This is a genomic window from Rhodococcus sp. WS3 (assembly GCF_003797085.1).
GTDB lineage: Bacteria > Actinomycetota > Actinomycetes > Mycobacteriales > Mycobacteriaceae > Rhodococcus_F > Rhodococcus_F globerula.
Genome location: NZ_RKMA01000001.1, coordinates 529,940 through 546,100, shown reverse-complemented (window position 1 = coordinate 546,100; position 16,161 = coordinate 529,940). Strand labels below are relative to the sequence as shown.

At 63.0% G+C, this 16,161-nt stretch carries 17 protein-coding genes; 9 read left to right on the top strand and 8 right to left on the bottom strand.

Annotated features, from left to right (window positions below; genetic code table 11):
• The first annotated feature begins 7 nt into the window (after positions 1 to 7).
• Entirely contained in the window at positions 8 to 1,510 is a 1,503-nt protein-coding gene (locus tag EEB13_RS02465; RefSeq protein ID WP_033231175.1) for a sensor histidine kinase, read from the top strand.
• 134 nt (positions 1,511 to 1,644) lie between these two features.
• On the opposite strand, the gene EEB13_RS02460 is transcribed toward EEB13_RS02465, so the two are convergent.
• A complete protein-coding gene (locus tag EEB13_RS02460; protein WP_003940950.1) occupies positions 1,645 to 1,899 on the bottom strand; it encodes a WhiB family transcriptional regulator in 255 nt (84 codons plus the stop codon).
• A gap of 253 nt (positions 1,900 to 2,152) precedes the next feature.
• A complete protein-coding gene (locus EEB13_RS02455; RefSeq protein WP_033231174.1) occupies positions 2,153 to 3,109 on the bottom strand; it encodes a diacylglycerol/lipid kinase family protein in 957 nt (318 codons plus the stop codon).
• Between the two features lie 41 nt (positions 3,110 to 3,150).
• Here EEB13_RS02455 and EEB13_RS02450 point away from each other — a divergent pair, with 41 nt between their 5' ends.
• Positions 3,151 to 3,621, top strand: coding sequence for a hypothetical protein (locus tag EEB13_RS02450; protein WP_033231173.1), 471 nt, complete (start codon positions 3,151 to 3,153; stop codon positions 3,619 to 3,621).
• A 4-nt stretch (positions 3,622 to 3,625) separates the two neighbouring features.
• On the opposite strand, the gene EEB13_RS02445 is transcribed toward EEB13_RS02450, so the two are convergent.
• Together EEB13_RS02445 and EEB13_RS02440 are read right to left on the bottom strand one after the other, a co-directional pair.
• A complete protein-coding gene (locus EEB13_RS02445) occupies positions 3,626 to 4,105 on the bottom strand; it encodes a GNAT family N-acetyltransferase (protein WP_033231172.1) in 480 nt (159 codons plus the stop codon).
• A 5-nt stretch (positions 4,106 to 4,110) separates the two neighbouring features.
• Positions 4,111 to 4,731 carry an acid phosphatase gene (locus tag EEB13_RS02440; protein WP_051730206.1) on the bottom strand — a complete coding sequence of 207 codons (621 nt, stop codon included), beginning with the start codon at positions 4,729 to 4,731 and terminating at the stop codon, positions 4,111 to 4,113.
• A gap of 84 nt (positions 4,732 to 4,815) precedes the next feature.
• Between EEB13_RS02440 and EEB13_RS02435 the strand changes: the two genes are divergently transcribed.
• Complete coding sequence (locus tag EEB13_RS02435) at positions 4,816 to 5,613, top strand: ParA family protein (protein WP_033231497.1); 798 nt, start codon at positions 4,816 to 4,818, stop codon at positions 5,611 to 5,613.
• A 6-nt stretch (positions 5,614 to 5,619) separates the two neighbouring features.
• On the opposite strand, the gene EEB13_RS02430 is transcribed toward EEB13_RS02435, so the two are convergent.
• Both EEB13_RS02430 and EEB13_RS02425 read right to left on the bottom strand, forming a co-directional pair.
• Entirely contained in the window at positions 5,620 to 6,822 is a 1,203-nt protein-coding gene (locus EEB13_RS02430) for a PQQ-binding-like beta-propeller repeat protein (RefSeq protein ID WP_141484512.1), read from the bottom strand.
• Between the two features lie 9 nt (positions 6,823 to 6,831).
• Positions 6,832 to 8,373, bottom strand: a complete 1,542-nt coding sequence (locus tag EEB13_RS02425; RefSeq protein ID WP_239654805.1) for a DEAD/DEAH box helicase — start codon at positions 8,371 to 8,373, stop codon at positions 6,832 to 6,834.
• 429 nt (positions 8,374 to 8,802) lie between these two features.
• Between EEB13_RS02425 and EEB13_RS02420 the strand changes: the two genes are divergently transcribed.
• Positions 8,803 to 9,498: a ferritin-like fold-containing protein gene (locus EEB13_RS02420; RefSeq protein ID WP_033231169.1), complete on the top strand. Its 696-nt coding sequence runs from the start codon at positions 8,803 to 8,805 to the stop codon at positions 9,496 to 9,498.
• A gap of 105 nt (positions 9,499 to 9,603) precedes the next feature.
• The gene (locus EEB13_RS02415) at positions 9,604 to 9,834 is read left to right on the top strand and encodes a DUF3107 domain-containing protein (RefSeq protein WP_033231168.1); all 231 of its coding nucleotides are present in this window, start codon (positions 9,604 to 9,606) and stop codon (positions 9,832 to 9,834) included.
• 98 nt (positions 9,835 to 9,932) lie between these two features.
• Here the strand turns inward: EEB13_RS02415 and EEB13_RS02410 are convergent, their stop codons facing one another.
• On the bottom strand, positions 9,933 to 10,595 hold the full coding sequence (locus tag EEB13_RS02410; protein WP_033231167.1) for a TetR/AcrR family transcriptional regulator: 663 nt from the start codon (positions 10,593 to 10,595) through the stop codon (positions 9,933 to 9,935).
• Between the two features lie 395 nt (positions 10,596 to 10,990).
• Between EEB13_RS02410 and EEB13_RS02405 the strand changes: the two genes are divergently transcribed.
• The 3 genes from EEB13_RS02405 to EEB13_RS02395 are packed head-to-tail and all read left to right on the top strand — an operon-like array spanning position 10,991 to position 14,093.
• Positions 10,991 to 11,980: a DUF3152 domain-containing protein gene (locus tag EEB13_RS02405; RefSeq protein WP_230589980.1), complete on the top strand. Its 990-nt coding sequence runs from the start codon at positions 10,991 to 10,993 to the stop codon at positions 11,978 to 11,980.
• 23 nt (positions 11,981 to 12,003) lie between these two features.
• Positions 12,004 to 13,191: an adenylyltransferase/sulfurtransferase MoeZ gene (gene moeZ, locus EEB13_RS02400; protein WP_045070524.1), complete on the top strand. Its 1,188-nt coding sequence runs from the start codon at positions 12,004 to 12,006 to the stop codon at positions 13,189 to 13,191.
• 47 nt (positions 13,192 to 13,238) lie between these two features.
• A complete protein-coding gene (locus tag EEB13_RS02395) occupies positions 13,239 to 14,093 on the top strand; it encodes a TIGR02569 family protein (protein ID WP_033231496.1) in 855 nt (284 codons plus the stop codon).
• Positions 14,094 to 14,102: 9 nt separating this feature from the next.
• On the opposite strand, the gene EEB13_RS02390 is transcribed toward EEB13_RS02395, so the two are convergent.
• Positions 14,103 to 14,768 carry a FadR/GntR family transcriptional regulator gene (locus tag EEB13_RS02390; RefSeq protein ID WP_033231164.1) on the bottom strand — a complete coding sequence of 222 codons (666 nt, stop codon included), beginning with the start codon at positions 14,766 to 14,768 and terminating at the stop codon, positions 14,103 to 14,105.
• 90 nt (positions 14,769 to 14,858) lie between these two features.
• On the opposite strand from EEB13_RS02390, the gene EEB13_RS02385 reads away from it, so the two are divergent.
• Complete coding sequence (locus EEB13_RS02385) at positions 14,859 to 16,088, top strand: MFS transporter (protein WP_045070522.1); 1,230 nt, start codon at positions 14,859 to 14,861, stop codon at positions 16,086 to 16,088.
• Positions 16,089 to 16,161 lie beyond the last annotated feature (73 nt).

Genomic DNA, 16,161 nt, shown 5'->3' with positions numbered 1-16,161 from the left:
TTCGCGAATGTCCACTCTCAGCGACCTCCTGGCAGAACACACCGACCTACCCGGCACCGCCGTCGATCATCTGCAACGGGTGGTGGGCGAGTGGCAGCTCCTCGCCGACCTCTCCTTCGCCGACGTCCTGCTGTGGGTGGCCGCCGAATCGGATCAGTCCGCGCCGTCCGGAAGCGTGATCTGCGTCGCGCATTGCCGCCCGACCACCGCGTCGACGGCATTCCCGGAAGACGCTGTCGGGACCCTTGTGTCGGAGTCCGAGCATCCGCAGGTTCTGCGCGCGTTGGTCGAGGGACAGGTGGTGCGGACGGAGGACGCTGACTGGCGCGAAGGTATGCCGCCGCGCCGGGAGGCATTGCCGGTGCGATTGGACGGCCGTGTCATTGCCGCCCTGAGTCGCGATACCAACCTCTCGCATCAGCGGGCGCAGAGTCCGTTGGAAGTGGCGTATCTGGATTGCGCTGCCGACCTGTGTCAGATGATCAGCGACGGCACGTTCCCGGTTCGGGAATCGCGTTCGGATACCAACTCGAGTCCGCGTGCGGGCGACGGTTTCATCCGGCTCGATACCGAGGGGCGGGTGGTGTACGCGAGCCCGAATGCGTTGTCCGCCTATCACCGCATGGGGTTGAGTGCGGACCTGGTGGGCCAGGATCTCGCCGCGGTGACGCGGATGTTGGTGACCGACCCGTTCGAATCGCAAGAGGCTGCCGGCTACATCCGAGACACTTTGGCGGACAAGCCCGGTCGACGGATGGAGATCGAAGCGCGTGGTGCCACGGTGTTGCTGCGTGCATTGGTCCTCAAACCGGGTGGACGCCATGTGGGGGCTGCTGTTGTCGTCCGCGACGTCACCGAGGTGAAGCGGCGAGATCGTGCCCTGCTCAGCAAGGACGCGACCATCCGCGAAATTCACCATCGTGTGAAGAACAACTTGCAGACCGTCGCGGCGCTGTTGCGCTTGCAGGCTCGGCGAACCGGCAATGACGAAGCACGCCAGGCCTTGACCGAATCGGTACGGCGCGTTACGTCGATCGCGTTGGTGCACGACACGTTGTCGATGTCGGTGGACGAGGAGGTCGACCTCGACGAGGTGATCGACCGGTTGGTTCCGATGCTCTCCGATGTCGCGGGAGTCGGTGCGCCCGTGACGATCCGGCGTGAGGGTAGTTTCGGTGTGTTCTCCGCCGAGCGAGCGACGCCGCTGGTGATGGTGCTGACGGAGTTGGTACAGAACGCGATAGAGCACGCGTTCGATCCTGGCGTCGCGGGCACCGTGACTCTCAGCGCGGAGCGTTCGGCGCGGTGGCTGGACGTGATCATCCACGACAACGGGCGTGGTTTGCCTGCGGGTTTCAGTCTCGAGAAATCCGACCGTCTGGGCTTGCAGATCGTGCGGACACTGCTCGGTGCAGAGCTCGGAGGTTCACTCGGATTGCACCCGGGAAGTGGTGGCGGAACCGATGCGGTTCTCCGTGTGCCGCTCGGCAGGCGAAGTGCGCGTTACTGATTCGCCTCGATCGCGATATTTCGAGCAGACAAAAAGCCCGGCACCATGGTGTGCCGGGCTGTCGTCTTCGACGGCAAAACGGGAGGAGCTGTACTCGCGTTCGCGTCGGACGTCTGAAGTACTCGAGTACTTGCCTAGACGGAAGTGCGTGCGCGAGTGCGTGCGTTGCGACGCTTGAGTGCGCGACGCTCGTCTTCGCTCATTCCGCCCCACACGCCTGCATCCTGACCGGACTCGAGAGCCCAGGACAAGCATTCGGCGGTGACGGGGCAGCGGTTGCAGACAACCTTGGCATCAGCAATCTGTGCGAGGGCCGGTCCGCTGTTTCCCACGGGGAAGAACAGTTCGGGATCCTCGTCGCGACAGATTGCGTTGTGGCGCCAGTCCATCTTTTTCGCTCCTTAAGCCGGGTGTGAATACACCGTTTGGTACCAATGAGTTTGTGTGTGCGTAATCAATGTTTCCGCACTGTTACTTGTGAATGCTTTCACGAACTCGCGGTATGTCAATAGATTTGGACAGGTTCGTGGGCCAACTCACTAAAATCGGACGTACCGATTGGCAACCTTGTAGTCATCGGCATTTTACCCGAGAGTAACGACGGTTTTCCACTGTTTTTGCAGGTCAAGACAGTTGTGTGGATCACGCAGGCAGTGGAGCGAAGACCTCGAGTGCGTCCGGTACAGCGGTAAATTCGACCGATTTGCGAAGTCCGATGAAATCTCCGTCCATTTGAAAACCGATCGGCCGTGACGACTCGATGGTGATGGCCGCGACGTCGTCGGTCCGTACGAGGACTTTCGATTTCGGCTCTGCGCCCTTCGCCAACAGTTGCCGGACAACCTTCAGGGAGGGAAGGACTTTGGTGCTCGTCATCGCGAAGAGTCCGAGCCCGGAGTCGAAAGTCGTTCCGGGATTGGTGTGTACGGGGCGCGCTTCGAGATAGGTCCACGGGCTGGAATTGGACACGAATGCATAGTGGACGCCCGGAATGGGATCCTGACCCGGAAGCTGGACCGTCAGTGCAGGTTCGGCTCGCTTGGCCCGGAAGAACGCGGCGATCGCGGTGCGCACGTATCGGCTCGGCGTCGCGGGATCACCGTTCTTACGACTGGCGTCGACGGCCTCGCACACATCGGCGTCGAGGCCCATCCCGGCGTTGAACGTGAACCATCGGTTGTCTGCGTGGGCAAGTCCGATGCGTCGACGAGTCCGCTCGCTCAAGAGATCGATCAGTTGATTGGTGGCATCGACAGGATCGGGTGCAATGCCCAGTGAACGGGCAAACACGTTGGCGGATCCACCGGGAACAACCGCGACGGTCGGAATGGGTCCTACGGGCACGGCTTTCATCGATGTCGGATGCGGCGATCCGAGGAGGCCGTTGACCACTTCGTTGACGGTGCCGTCGCCGCCGTGGACGATCACCACACCGAAACCGTCTTCGTGCGCTTGCCGCGCGAGTTCGGCGGCGTGACCACGATGGGTTGTGTGCGTCACGGTCAGTCGCACCCGACTCTCGAGAGCGTGAGCCAACAGATCACGACCGGCCGCGGTGGTCGAGGTGGCATTGGGATTGACGATCAGCAGTGCGCGCACGGGGCATGAGCCTATCCGGTGTCGTGTTCTAGGCTGGTCTCGTGCCGAATACTGCCAGTCCGAATACCCTTCCCAACACAGTCAGGTGGGCGGGTGCCCTCGTGACGCTGCAAGGTCTGGTTGCGGCCGGCTTTGCCGTAGTCGCCGTAATTCGGGGTCTGACCGGGCACGACCAGAGCGTGACCAACGGTTACGGGTTTGCCGCGTGGGTGGCAATTCTCGGTGGTGCCGTGTTGGCTGCCGGTATCGCGCTGCTGACGGGTCGGCGGTGGGGACGCGCGATTGCCGTCGTTGCGCAGTTGCTGCTTCTGCCGGTTGCCTGGTCGCTTTTGACCGACTCGCACCAGGTATTTCTCGGTGTTGTCCTCGGAGCGGTTGTTCTCGTGACGCTGGTTTTCCTGTTCTCCGCGCCCACGTCCAAATGGATGGCACTGGAGTACGGATCATTCTCCGACGAGATCGCGACCGAGGAGACCGAATCGACCGAGGGTCGGGACAAGACCGACAGCTGACGCTCTAGCGAGCCTGCGCGGCCAACGAACCCAGGTGGTCGCCCGTCAGTCGGTAGGTGGTCCACTCGGTTTTCGCCTCGGCGCCGAGTGATTCGTAGAACCCGATGGACGATGTGTTCCAGTTGAGCACCGACCACGACAGGCGTGAGTAGTTGTTGTCCGTGCATTCCTTCGCGAGAGCAGCCAACAAGGCTTTGCCGTGGCCTGATCCGCGCTCGGAGGGCTTCACGTACAAGTCTTCGAGGTAGATGCCGTAGACGCCTTCCCAGGTCGAGAAATTGCGGAACCACAGCGCCATACCGACAACATCTCCGCTCTCGGAGACCGCGACATGGGCAAAAGCGGACGCCGCATCACCGAAAAGTGCTTCGCCGATCTGAGCGGGTTTGACGGTGCACTCGTCGAGCGCCTTCTGATAATCGGCAAGTTCGTAGATCATGTCGGTGATCGGCTGGACGTCGGCGGGAGTGGCGCGTCGGATCATGGCACTCAGCCTTCCACGAGCGGTGGCACGTTGTGGTGCAGGAGATGCGTCGATCCGTGTTCGTACCCGAGCACCGAGTAGGCGCCGGGGGAGAGGGCAAATCGTCGGCCCTCGGAGACGGGCAGTTCGAGCCACCGCGCGATGAGAGCGCGGGAGAAATGCCCGTGCCCGATCAGGATGACGTCCCGTTCGGCCAGCTGAGACGTCACCAGGCTGAGCACCATGTCCGTGCGGGCGCCGATCTCGTCGGCATGCTCGCCGCCCGGGCAGGGATGACTCCACACCGTCCAATCGGGGACGCTTGTGCGAATTTCAGGCGTGGTGAGTCCCTCGTAGTCACCGTAATCCCACTCGGACAATGCATCCCAGGTCTGCTCGTCCGGCAGCCCTGCGAGCTCGCCCGTGCGCTGGGCGCGCAGCCGTGGGCTGGTCAGGATCATGGGATTGCGGAGGCCGAGTGCTCGAATGCGATTACCGGTGGCGGTGGCCTGGATCTCGCCGAGCGCGGTGAGCGGGACTTCGGTGCGACTGGTGTGCTTACCGCTGCGGGCCCATTCGGTTTCGCCGTGACGCAAGAGAATGACGCGGGGATTGGACGTGACGGTGCTGCGAACCGAGGAGGCCATGTGCCCATCATTGCAGGACAACTCGTGACACGACATCCGCGTGTAGCGTTCGCCTCTTCGCTCGAAATGCGCAAGGATCTATCTGTGACGACGGTTCTCGCAGTGGCAAATCAAAAGGGCGGCGTGGCCAAGACCACGACCGTCGCCTCCCTCGGTGCGGCTCTGTCCGCTCTCGGTCAACGTGTACTGGTGGTGGATCTTGATCCTCAGGGGTGCCTGACGTTCTCGCTCGGGCACAATCCCGATCGGCTCGAACGTTCGGTCAACGAAGTCCTGGCGGGTGATCTCGACGCCGCCGATGCGATCCTGTCTACCGGTGACGGCATGGATCTTCTGCCGGCAACCATCGATCTGGCGGGAGCGGAAGCGCTCCTGCTGATGCGTCCGGGCCGAGAGTTCGCGCTCAAGCGTGCGCTGTCTCCGCTGCTCGGGAACTACGACGTCGTCATCATCGACTGCCCGCCCTCGTTGGGTGTGTTGACGCTCAACGGATTGACTGCCGCGCAGTCGGTTCTTGTTCCGCTGCAATGCGAAACGCTGGCGCATCGCGGTGTGGGGCAGCTTCTGCGTACCGTGCGCGAAGTGCAGGCGATCACCAACCCCGACCTGGTTCTGCTCGGTGCATTGCCGACGCTGTACGACGCTCGGACTACACACAGCCGCGACGTTCTCGCAGATGTGAGCGACCGCTACTCGCTGCCCGTGCTCGCTCCGCCGATCCCGCGGACGGTAAAGTTCGCCGAGGCGTCGGCGTCCGGTGCGACGGTATTGGCCGGCCGGAAGAACAAGGGGGCCGACGCCTATCGCGATCTGGCGGCGAACCTTGTAAAGCATTGGGCGGGAAGCGAAATCGTCACCTTTGTGCCGGACCCGACGGTCTGAGGCAAGTCAGCGCAGCGCAACCAGGGTGCCGTCGCGCTGTTCGAGAATGGTGTCGCCGGCGCTCGCGATGACGATCGGTGACGTGACGTCGCCGCGGTCGACGCCGATCATGCGGATGACGGCGCCGTCGGTGGGGTTGATCACGGCAATTCCGTTGGGTACGGGAACAAGAAGCTGATCGGAGACCAGCGTGCCCGGACCGGCAGTTCCCTCGACGATCCAGGTGGGGGTCAAGTCATTCGATCGAAGATTGATCGTCTGGGTGCCCGTCCACCACGTGATGCTGTTCTTGTCGGTGCGGAGGGTTGCGCGCTGAGAGTCGACGCCGTTCACGGGGTAGTCGACCAGTGCGGTGCCGGCGCCGTCGAAAATGCTGAGGCGAGAGACGGTTCCGTTTGCGCCGGGTAGATAGACGGCGGTCTTCTCACCGGACACGGCGACGACGCGGGCACCCTCGGAATCCGGAAGCACGACCGTGCCGTATTCCTGTGGTTCCTGAGCATCCTTCGGGGCGGGATTCATGATCGTCAGACGGTTCGATGCGTCGCCCTCGCATTTCTGGAGGACGGACACGCGGCTGGAACTTGAAGCGGCGCTGAGTAATTCGCAACCTGCGTGCGGTTGCTTGTTGGGATTGACCGGGGCGTCGACGCGGCCGTACTCGAGCGTGCGCACAAGGTCCGAGCGCCACAGTTCCATGCGGGTGTCACCGAGGGAGATGACATAGGTGCCGTCGGCCGACAAGGTGACCGCCGGATCGGCGTCACTGTTGCGCTGGTCTTTACGTGCTCCGGTGTCGGCTACCAGCGAGGTGACTTGTGAGCACCCACGGTCGTCCTGGTATACCGCCACGACTCGATCCCAGGAACCGATAGCTCCGCACAGCGGATAGTTGCGGGAGTAACGCCATACTTCGTCCCCGGTGGCGGGGTCACGGCCGACGACGTCGGAGCCGTCCGCTGTGACTGCGGCGTTGCCCACGGCGATCGGAGCTGTGGAGTCCGCGCTCGGGAATGCCCACACCTCGCGCAGAATGTCCGGAAGAACCGCGGACGTCGTCAGCGGAGGGAGAGCCGTGTCAGCGGTGACCGAGGTGGTTCCGCGCGCATCACTGCGCAACCACACCACGGTCACCGCCACGATCACGGCCAGCGCGATACCGAGAGCCGCGATTACATCAGAGCGAGTACGCCGTTCAGGTGCCAGCACATGGGGAGCTTACTCTGCTGCGGCTGCCGCAACGGCCTGCGCCGGGCGACGACGACGGCGACGGCGCGGCTTGGATGCGGCATCGGAATCGGCTGAAGTGGCAGCATCGTCGGCGGGTGCAGCAGCATCCGCCGTGGGTGCAGTTGTCTGAGTTGCGTCAGCTGATTCGCTGCCGGCCCGGGTACGGCGACGGGTCCGGTTGCGACGAGGAGCGGCCTTCTCTTCGCTTCCGTCGGTGTCGGCAGCAGCCTTCGTGTCCGCGCTCGCCTTTTCGGGCGCAGCTTGCGCCTTCGCAGGCGCAGCCTTGCGGACGGTGCCCTTCGCGTCGGCCGGGATGGACAGCTCTTCGTACAGGTGCGGCGAGCTCGAGTACGTCTCGACCGGGTCGGGAATTCCGAGGCTCAGTGCCTTGTCGATGAGCTGCCAGCGAGGGATGTCGTCCCAGTCGACCAGCGTGACGGCGATACCGGTGCGTCCTGCTCGGCCGGTACGGCCGATGCGGTGGACGTACGTCTTCTCGTCCTCGGGGCACTGGTAGTTGATGACGTGGGTGACGTCGTCGATGTCGATACCGCGAGCAGCGACGTCGGTGGCGACAAGAACGTCGACCTTGCCGTTACGGAAGCCCTTCAGGGCCTTTTCACGGGCGATCTGTCCGAGGTCACCGTGGACGGCACCGACGGAGAAGCCGCGCTCGGCGAGATCGTCGGCGACTTTCTGGGCGGTGCGCTTGGTGCGGGTGAAGATCATGGTTGCGCCGCGACCTTCGGCCTGCAGCACGCGGGCGACCATCTCGGCCTTGTCGAGTGCGTGTGCACGGTAGATGTGCTGGCTCGTGCGATCGTGCACGGCGGACGATTCGGCTTCCTCGGCACGGATGTGCGTCGGCTGCGTCAGGAAGGTACGCGCCAGGGTGATGATCGGGCCCGGCATCGTTGCGGAGAACAGCATCGTCTGACGCTTGTCGGGGACCATGCCCATGAGGCGTTCGATGTCGGGCAGGAAGCCGAGGTCGAGCATTTCGTCGGCTTCGTCGAGTACGAGAACGCCGACCTTGCCGAGAATCAGGTGCGACTGGTTCGCGAGGTCGAGCAGGCGGCCCGGGGTGCCGACAACAACGTCGACGCCCTTCTGGAGTGCCGAGATCTGAGCTTCGTAGGGACGGCCGCCGTAGATGGGCAGAACCTGGAGACCGCGATCGCCGACGCGGAGGTACTTACTGGCGTTCTCGAGGTCGCGAGCAACCTGGATGCACAGTTCGCGGGTCGGGACGATGATCAAGGCGCGGGGCGTGCCGTCGAGGGCAGCGGTGCCATTGGAGGCAGTGGCGATGCGGTGCAGCAGCGGGACGCCGAAACCGAAGGTCTTGCCCATTCCGGTGCGGGCCTGACCGATGAGGTCGTCGCCGGCGAGAGCCAACGGAAGTGTGAGTTCCTGGATGGCAAAAGTGCGTTCGATGCCGATCTCGTTCAGCGCGCGGACGATTTCGTCGCGGACACCGAGTTCGGCAAACGTCGGGGGTACATGGGTGTCGTCGAGCTGGACGGACACGGTGTTTTCTGTTGCTTCGTCTTCGTGGTCGATCGTGATCTTGCTCAGGGGACTAGCCTTTCCTCGTTGCGGTACGCACGCACAAGGTAAGGGGCCTGGCCGTAAATCGGCCGAAGTCGATGCCCTCTTGTTCGTCGGCTCTGCCTACGCCTCAGCACTGGGGTTTCGCGGACCGATGTTCTGATGCCGTCCGTGAAATCTCGGCGAAGCGGGCAACAACCTTCGATGCAGGTGCGCGCACATTATCTGTGGGGTCCGTGAGTACTAGATCATCCCCGCTGAATGAACGGGCGGGGGAAACTAAGCGGACTCCCGAAACCATTGTAACGGTAACCGGGCAATTCCCAGCAAAGCATGGCCTAGATCACCCCTGTCGACATGGGGTGATCGAGGGGACCGAGCGGGGATGTGGCACTAGAGTTCGTAGGCATGGGCGCACACGATCTTGATGCTTCGACTGACACTGGAACCGCCGGCCGGGTGCCTTCCGACCATCCCGGCGTGATCGATTTGTTCGCGGTACTCGCGTACGGCGAGATATCAGCGTTCTATCGCTTGTCCGAGGACGCGCAGATGGCTCCTGACCTGCATGGAAAGGTTGCTTTTGCCAGCATGGCGGCGGCGGAGATGGCGCACTTCGAGACGTTGAGCGCGGCTCTGACGGAACGTGGGCACGAGATCTTTGCGGTCATGGATCCTTTCGTTCGCGCGCTGGACAACTACCACGCGTCGACGACTCCGTCGACGTGGATGGAATCCCTCGTGAAGGCCTATGTCGGCGACGGAATTGCCGCCGACTTCTATCGGGAAATCGGTCATTCGTTACCGGAAGACGTGGCCGAGATCGTCGAGGACGTTCTCTCCCAGACCGGGCATTCCGAATTCGTGGTCCTCGAAGTGAAGGCCGCCGTGGAGTCGAGCAGCCGGGTCAAGGACCGCCTCATGCTGTGGGGACGCCGGCTGCTCGGTGAGGCGATCACGCAGGCACAGTTTGTTCTCGCGCAGCGCGACGATCTCACGGACCTGGTGATTTCCGCCTCCGGTGATCTCAACGGTGTGGTCGCATTGTTCGACGGTATGCAGGAAAAGCATGCCGAGCGCATGGCCACGCTCGGACTGGTCTGAGCCTGTTCGCTATCGGCACAGCGCGGCAGCGAGCATGTGGGAGTGATGCTGCATTAGCCTGGCCAGGACAGCTGATGTATTTCACAAACAGTTCGGAGGTTGACCGTGGAGGTCAAGATCGGTGTAATCGACAGCCCGCGTGAGCTCATCGTCAACAGCGAACAGACCCCGGACGAGGTTGAGGCATTGGTCTCAGGCGTCCTCGGTGGCGGCGAGCCGGTTCTTTCGCTCGTCGACGACAAGGGCCGCAAGTTCCTGGTGCAGGCGAGCCGCGTCGCATATGTGGAAATCGGTCCGTCCGATATCCGCAAGGTTGGGTTTGCGCCTACCGTCTGATGCGTTAGGTAAGAAAAAGGGCGGGCAGTCTCAGCTGAGACTGCCCGCCCTTTTCTGCAAGAAACAGGACTGCCGTAAAGATCAGGACTGCTGTGTCTTCAGGACTGCAAGGGCACTCTCGAGAGACCGCCCCAGGCCAGGGTCACCGTGATTTCGATGGCTTCTTCCTTGGGGATCGGGCGAGCTGCTTCCAGCCAGTAGCGAGCCGTGAACTGGCTGGCGCCGACCAGGCCGACGGCAAGGATGCGCGCCCGGTAGGGGTCGAGGCCGGAATCGTGGCTGACCAGGTCGAAGACCGCGTCGACGCACGCTTCGGTGGCTTGCTCGACCCGCGTCTGCACCTGCGGCTCACCCATGATGTCGGACTCGAAGACGAGGCGGAAGCCCTGTGAATCGTTGTCGACAAAATCGAAGAATGCCTGAACAGCGGCACGCACACGCTGTTTGTTGTCGGTGGTAGAGCGCAGGGCTTGGCGGACACCGGAGATAAGGCTGTCGACGTAACTCTGCAGAACCGCTACATACAGTTCGAGTTTGCCTGGGAAATGCTGGTACAAGACCGGCTTGCTCACGCCTGCGCATTCGGCGATCTCGTCCATACCCGCAGAGTGGTAGCCGTTGGCTACGAACACCTCGCTGGCAGCGGCGAGGAGCTGGAGCCGGCGTGCATCTCGCGGAAGGCGGGTGCTGCGACGGGTTCCAGCCGGCTTACCGGCCGATGTACCGCGATCGGATTCTGTCCGATCCGCGAGTTCTGTCATGTCGCTGTCCAATCTGAGCAAAAGTAAAATTCGGCCGCGGCACGAATATGTCGAGTCGCGAATGCGTACTCGCCAGTATCCTCCGTCACATCAGCCGTAGCTGCATGAACGATACCGTGTGTCGCGCGCTCGCGTTTTTTCGTCTCGGCAAGCGGAACCTCGCGCGGCGTGATGTGGTGGATGGCACATCTGACACGCCCTTGCCTGCGGGTTTCGTGCGGTCGGAGCCTGCCGCTTGCGGGATGTGAGATTCTGGAGCCGTGACTGACCCAGGGGGACCGCGCATGCGTGGACGAACTACGCAGAACCCTGACCGTGACGAGCTTCGAATGCGCAGCGGAGTGAGCGAGCCGTGGGGCAACCAAGACGGTGAGAGCCGTGCGCACGAGGACCGGATGTACGGAGAGCGCGACTACCGAGGAATTGCGTCGCACCAGCCGTTGCGAGCGCAGTGGGATCCCACGAAGAGGCAGGTGGGCAAGACCCCACGCACCCCACGGCCGGATCGCAGTGCCCGTAAGCAGAGTCGGCTCGGCAAGTTCGTTGCGACGTACGGGTGGCGTGCGTACGCGATTCCCGTGCTCGCGATTCTGACGATTTTTGTCATCTTCGACGCTCTGCGTGCGGACCCCGTCACGGATTCCTCGTCGTCTACGACGGCTACTGCCGACCTCGCGCACAGCACCGACGGGACCGATGTCATCGGGGCTCCGCCGGCTGCCGACGGCGAGTTCGCGGCATCGATACCGTCCGGAGCACTTCCGGATGGGGGACCGTTTGCGGTCACCGGTGGTGGCACGTGGCACATAGTCCCCGGAACTACGGGCAAGGTCGGGCAGGGCACCGAGCGTGAGTTCACGTACACCGTCGAAATCGAGGACGGCGTCGACACCACCGGATTCGGCGGCGACGAGTCGTACGGCCGGATGATCGATCAGACGCTGGCCAATCCCAAGAGCTGGACCAACGATCCGAAGGTCGCATTCCGGCGTATCGATTCCGGTTCGCCCGATTTCCGCATCTCGTTGACTTCTCAGATGACCATTCGCGACGGCTGTGGATACGAGATCGAACTCGAAGGCTCGTGCTACAACCCGGGTATGGATCGAGTCCTGCTCAACGAGCCGCGATGGGTTCGCGGAGCAATCTCGTTCCAGGGTGACATCGGTTCGTACCGGCAGTATCAGATCAACCACGAAGTCGGCCATGCCATTGGATACGCCCAACATCAGCCGTGCGAAACCGAAGGTGGTTTGGCGCCGATCATGATGCAGCAGACGTTCGGAACCGCCAATAACGACATCGCGGTCCTCGATCCCGACGGCGTCGTACCGATGAACGGACTGACCTGCCGTTTCAATCCGTGGCCGTATCCGAGAGCGTAAGTAGATAATTCAGGAGTTCGTTCGTGTCCGCATCACCCGTCGTCCTGCCACCTCTGGTGGAGCCTGCCGCTGAGTTGAGCCGGGAAGAAGTCGCGAGGTACAGCCGGCATCTGATCATTCCGAACGTCGGGATGTCGGGTCAGAAGCGGCTCAAGAACGCGAAGGTCCTGTTCATCGGTGCCGGCGGACTCGGCTCGCCGGCATTGCTCTACCTCGCTGCGGCGGGAGTGGGAACGATCGGCATCGTCGATTTCGACGAAGTCGACATGTCGAACTTGCAACGGCAGGTCATTCACGGCCGCTCGGACGTCGGCCGCTCCAAGGCGGTCAGTGCGCGCGAGTCGATCCTCGAGATCAACGACCACGTCGACGTGCGCTTGCACGAGTTCCGCCTGGACAACTCCAACGCGGTCGAACTGTTCTCCGAGTACGACCTGATCCTCGACGGCACCGACAACTTCGCGACGCGGTACCTCGTCAACGATGCCGCCGTCATCGCCGGTAAGCCGTACGTGTGGGGTTCGATTTATCGCTTCGAAGGCCAGGTCTCCGTGTTCTGGGAAGACGCGCCGGGCGGTGTGGGCCTGAACTATCGGGACCTGTACCCCGAAGCTCCGCCGCCAGGCATGGTGCCGTCGTGTGCGGAGGGTGGAGTGCTCGGTGTCCTGCCGGCGACTGTGGGTTCGATCATGGCCACGGAGGCCGTGAAACTGATCACGGGAATCGGCGAACCGTTGCTCGGTCGCCTGATGATGTACGACGCGTTGTCGATGACATTCCGCACAATTCGGTTGCAACGTGACCCGTCGCGGGCGCCGGTGACGGAACTGATCGATTACGACGAGTTCTGCGGTGTGGTGTCCGAGGAGGCGAGCGCGGCAGTGGCGCAGTCGACGATCACGGCGCCGGAACTCGCGCAGCTGATCGAGAGCGGTCGCGAGTTGCAGCTCGTTGACGTGCGAGAACCCGTCGAGTGGGACATCATGCACCTGCCGGGGGCGGTTCTGATTCCGAAGGGCCGGATTGTCTCGGGTGAAGCGTTGGCGTCGTTGCCGCAGAACAAGCAGATAGTTCTTTACTGCAAAACCGGTATCCGGTCGGCTGAGGCGCTTGCCGTCCTCAAGAGCGCCGGGTTCGCGGATGCCGTTCATGTGCAGGGCGGCGCGGTCGCGTGGGCGAAACAGGTGGATACTTCTCTGCCCCTCTACTAGGCGTGCCTTGCACCCCGTAGCGGGTTCGCACCGGTAGCGTTGGGGTGGTGAGCACAGGCCAACCTCCCCAGCACGTGTGCTCCACCTTCGGCCTCCGCGAAGTCGAGCCCATCCCACTCGGTGCGGATTGGGACGGCGGTTGGTTGTGTGGAGACGTCGTCCTCTCTGCCGTCGCGGATCATGCGCGCGCGGCCTGGTCGGCAAAAGTGCGTGAGAATCTCGAAGTCGACGGGGTGCGTTTGGCCCGTCCGGTCCGATCCACCGACGGCAGGTATGTCGTATCCGGTTGGCGCGCCGACACTTTCATCGTCGGAACGCCTGAACCGCGGCACGACGAGGTTGTGTCCATGTCGTGCAGGCTCCACGCTGCTACGGCGTCGCTGGAGCGTCCGCGATTCCTGGCGCAGCCCCCGGTCCCACCGTGGGCGGAGGTCGACGTGTTTGTTGCCGCTGACCGCGCGGCCTGGGAAACGGTTCCGCTGAGAATTGCGAAGGGCGTCGAGCAGCTCGAGTCGCCGACTCCCGACGGGCGAAAGAGCCTCGAACTGATCGCGGGTCTGGCCACTCTCCGTAAACCGGTTCAGAGTCCTGATCAATTGGTGCACGGTGATCTGTTCGGCACCGTTCTGTTCTCGGGCAGCATGGCTCCCGGGATCACCGACATCACGCCGTACTGGCGACCGGCGGCCTGGGCCGCAGCTGTCGCGGTTGTCGACGCCATCTCGTGGGGCGGCGCCGACGAGGCTCTGGTCGGCCGGTGGGAGGATCTGCCGGAGTGGCCGCAGATGCTGCTTCGAGCCGTGATGTTCCGATTGGCTGTTCATGTTCTGCATCCCCGGTCGACGGCGGACGCGTTTCCCGGTCTGGCCCGAACCTCCGATATCGTCCGGTTGCTTCTCTAGCTCGCGTGGTCAGCCGAAGTCGGCGACCAGGCCTTCGAACAGATCACGCGCTGCATCCGATGCGGCCCGTGTATCGCCCGCGATGACCGCCGTCACGAGGTTCTGATGCCGGCTGTGGAATCCTTCGCCGGTGGCGTCGATGTGCTGATGGATCGTTGATTCGATGACGGGCAGCAGGGAGTCGTAGAACTCCAGGTACACCGCATTGTGGCTGGCTGCGACAATCGCGCGGTGCAGTGCCGCGTCGGCCACGGCGGCCGCTGTGGTGTCGTGACCCTCCCAGGTTGCTGCCCGTACCGCGAGTAGGCGTGTCAGTTCGGCGACGTCGTCATCGGTGCGCCGGGCGGCGGCGAGTGTCGCAGCGGTGATGTCGAGTGCTCGACGCAGTTCGAGTACGTCGCGCTCGTGCGCTCCGGCGAAGTAGTTGCCGAGGGTGCCACCGAGATCGGTGAGTGCCACAACGTAGGTTCCCGAGCCCTGTCGGCGCTCGAGCATGCCCGCGTGCACGAGTGCTTGCACAGCCTCGCGCACGGTGTTCCGCCCGGTGCCGGTCAGTTCGGTCAGTTCGGGTTCGGTGGGAATCCTTGTTCCGACGGGCCACGTTCCGCTCCGTATTTCGTCGCGGAGTTGTTCGGTGACCTGTGAGATGAGGCTGGCGCGTCGAACTGGTTGCACGTGGTGTTCCTCGGTTTCCGGTAACTGATCGGTGGTGACGCTAGATTATCTCCCTTGTGTCATTTCGTCCGGTCATCCTATGATTTCTCGGTGACTGCTCAACTGGAGAGAACAGAACGCCGCCCGCTCGTCAAAGGCCGTGTGCTCGTATTCGCTGCCATCGCGATGTCTGCGCTCGTACTGCGACTTGCGGTGACGTCGTTCTCTCCGCTTGCGTCGCAGATCCAAGACGAGTTCGGCTTCTCCGGTTCGGTGGTCGGTGTCTTCGGGATGGTGCCGACGGCGATGTTCGCCGTCTTCGGTCTGCTCACGCCTGCCCTGGCCAAGCGCCTCGGCCTCGAACGCACCGCGTTGCTGGCCATGATCATGGCTGCCGTCGGAATGCTGTTGCGCGCCATGATGTCTCAGACGTGGTCGTTGCTGGCCCTTTCGGCTCTCGCGTTGGCGGGCATGGGTATCGGCAATGTCGTGATCCCGCCGTTGGTCAAGCGATACTTCTCCGATCGTCTTGCCACCATGAGTTCGGTCTACATCGTCGCCGTGCAGATCGGCACCATCGTTCCGGCATTTGTCGCGGTTCCCGTGGCCGACGCCTTCGGATGGCGGTTCTCCATCGGATGGTGGGCTGCATTCGGCTTTGCCGCAGCCGTACCGTGGCTGATCACCCTGGCACGGTCGCGGAAAGCCGAAGCCGAGACAGTTGTTGCACCGGCAGTCGACGCGAGTCGCCGCGGTCAGGTGTGGCGTTCACCGGTTGCGTGGGGGATGGCCGGCATGTTCGGTATGACCTCGCTGATCACGTACTCGATGTTCACCTGGATTCCGTCGATCCTCGCCGACGCCGGTGCCAGCGATGCCTTCGGCGGAACCATGGTCGGTGTCTTCTCGGTGATGGGTCTGGTCGCGGCTTTCGGTGCCCCGACGCTCTGTGCTCGTATCGCTAATCCGTTCCCCGTGGTGATCGTCTGTGCTGCTTGCTATCTGATCGGCTTTGCCGGCCTGTACTTCGCGCCGATGGCCGCGCCGATCGTCTGGGTTGTCGTTCTGGGTCTTGGTCCGAGTACGTTCCCGATGGCGCTGACGCTGATCAACCTCCGCACTCGTTCGCACGTCGGATCATCGGCATTGTCCGGCTTCACGCAGGGCATCGGTTACACAGTGGCGTGCCTCGGACCGTTGCTGTTCGGCGTGTTTCACGATGCGACGGATGGATATGCGGCACCCTTCGGACTGCTCGTCGTTGCCGTCGTCGTAGTGCTGGTCGGTGCATATCAGGCCTGCAAGCCGCGGATGCTCGAGGACTCCTGGCACGCCCGATAGTCCTCACATCAAGTCCTGTTACCGGGTGAGGATCAATTGACTTCTCGGTCACCGCGCGCAGCACCGGCGCAAT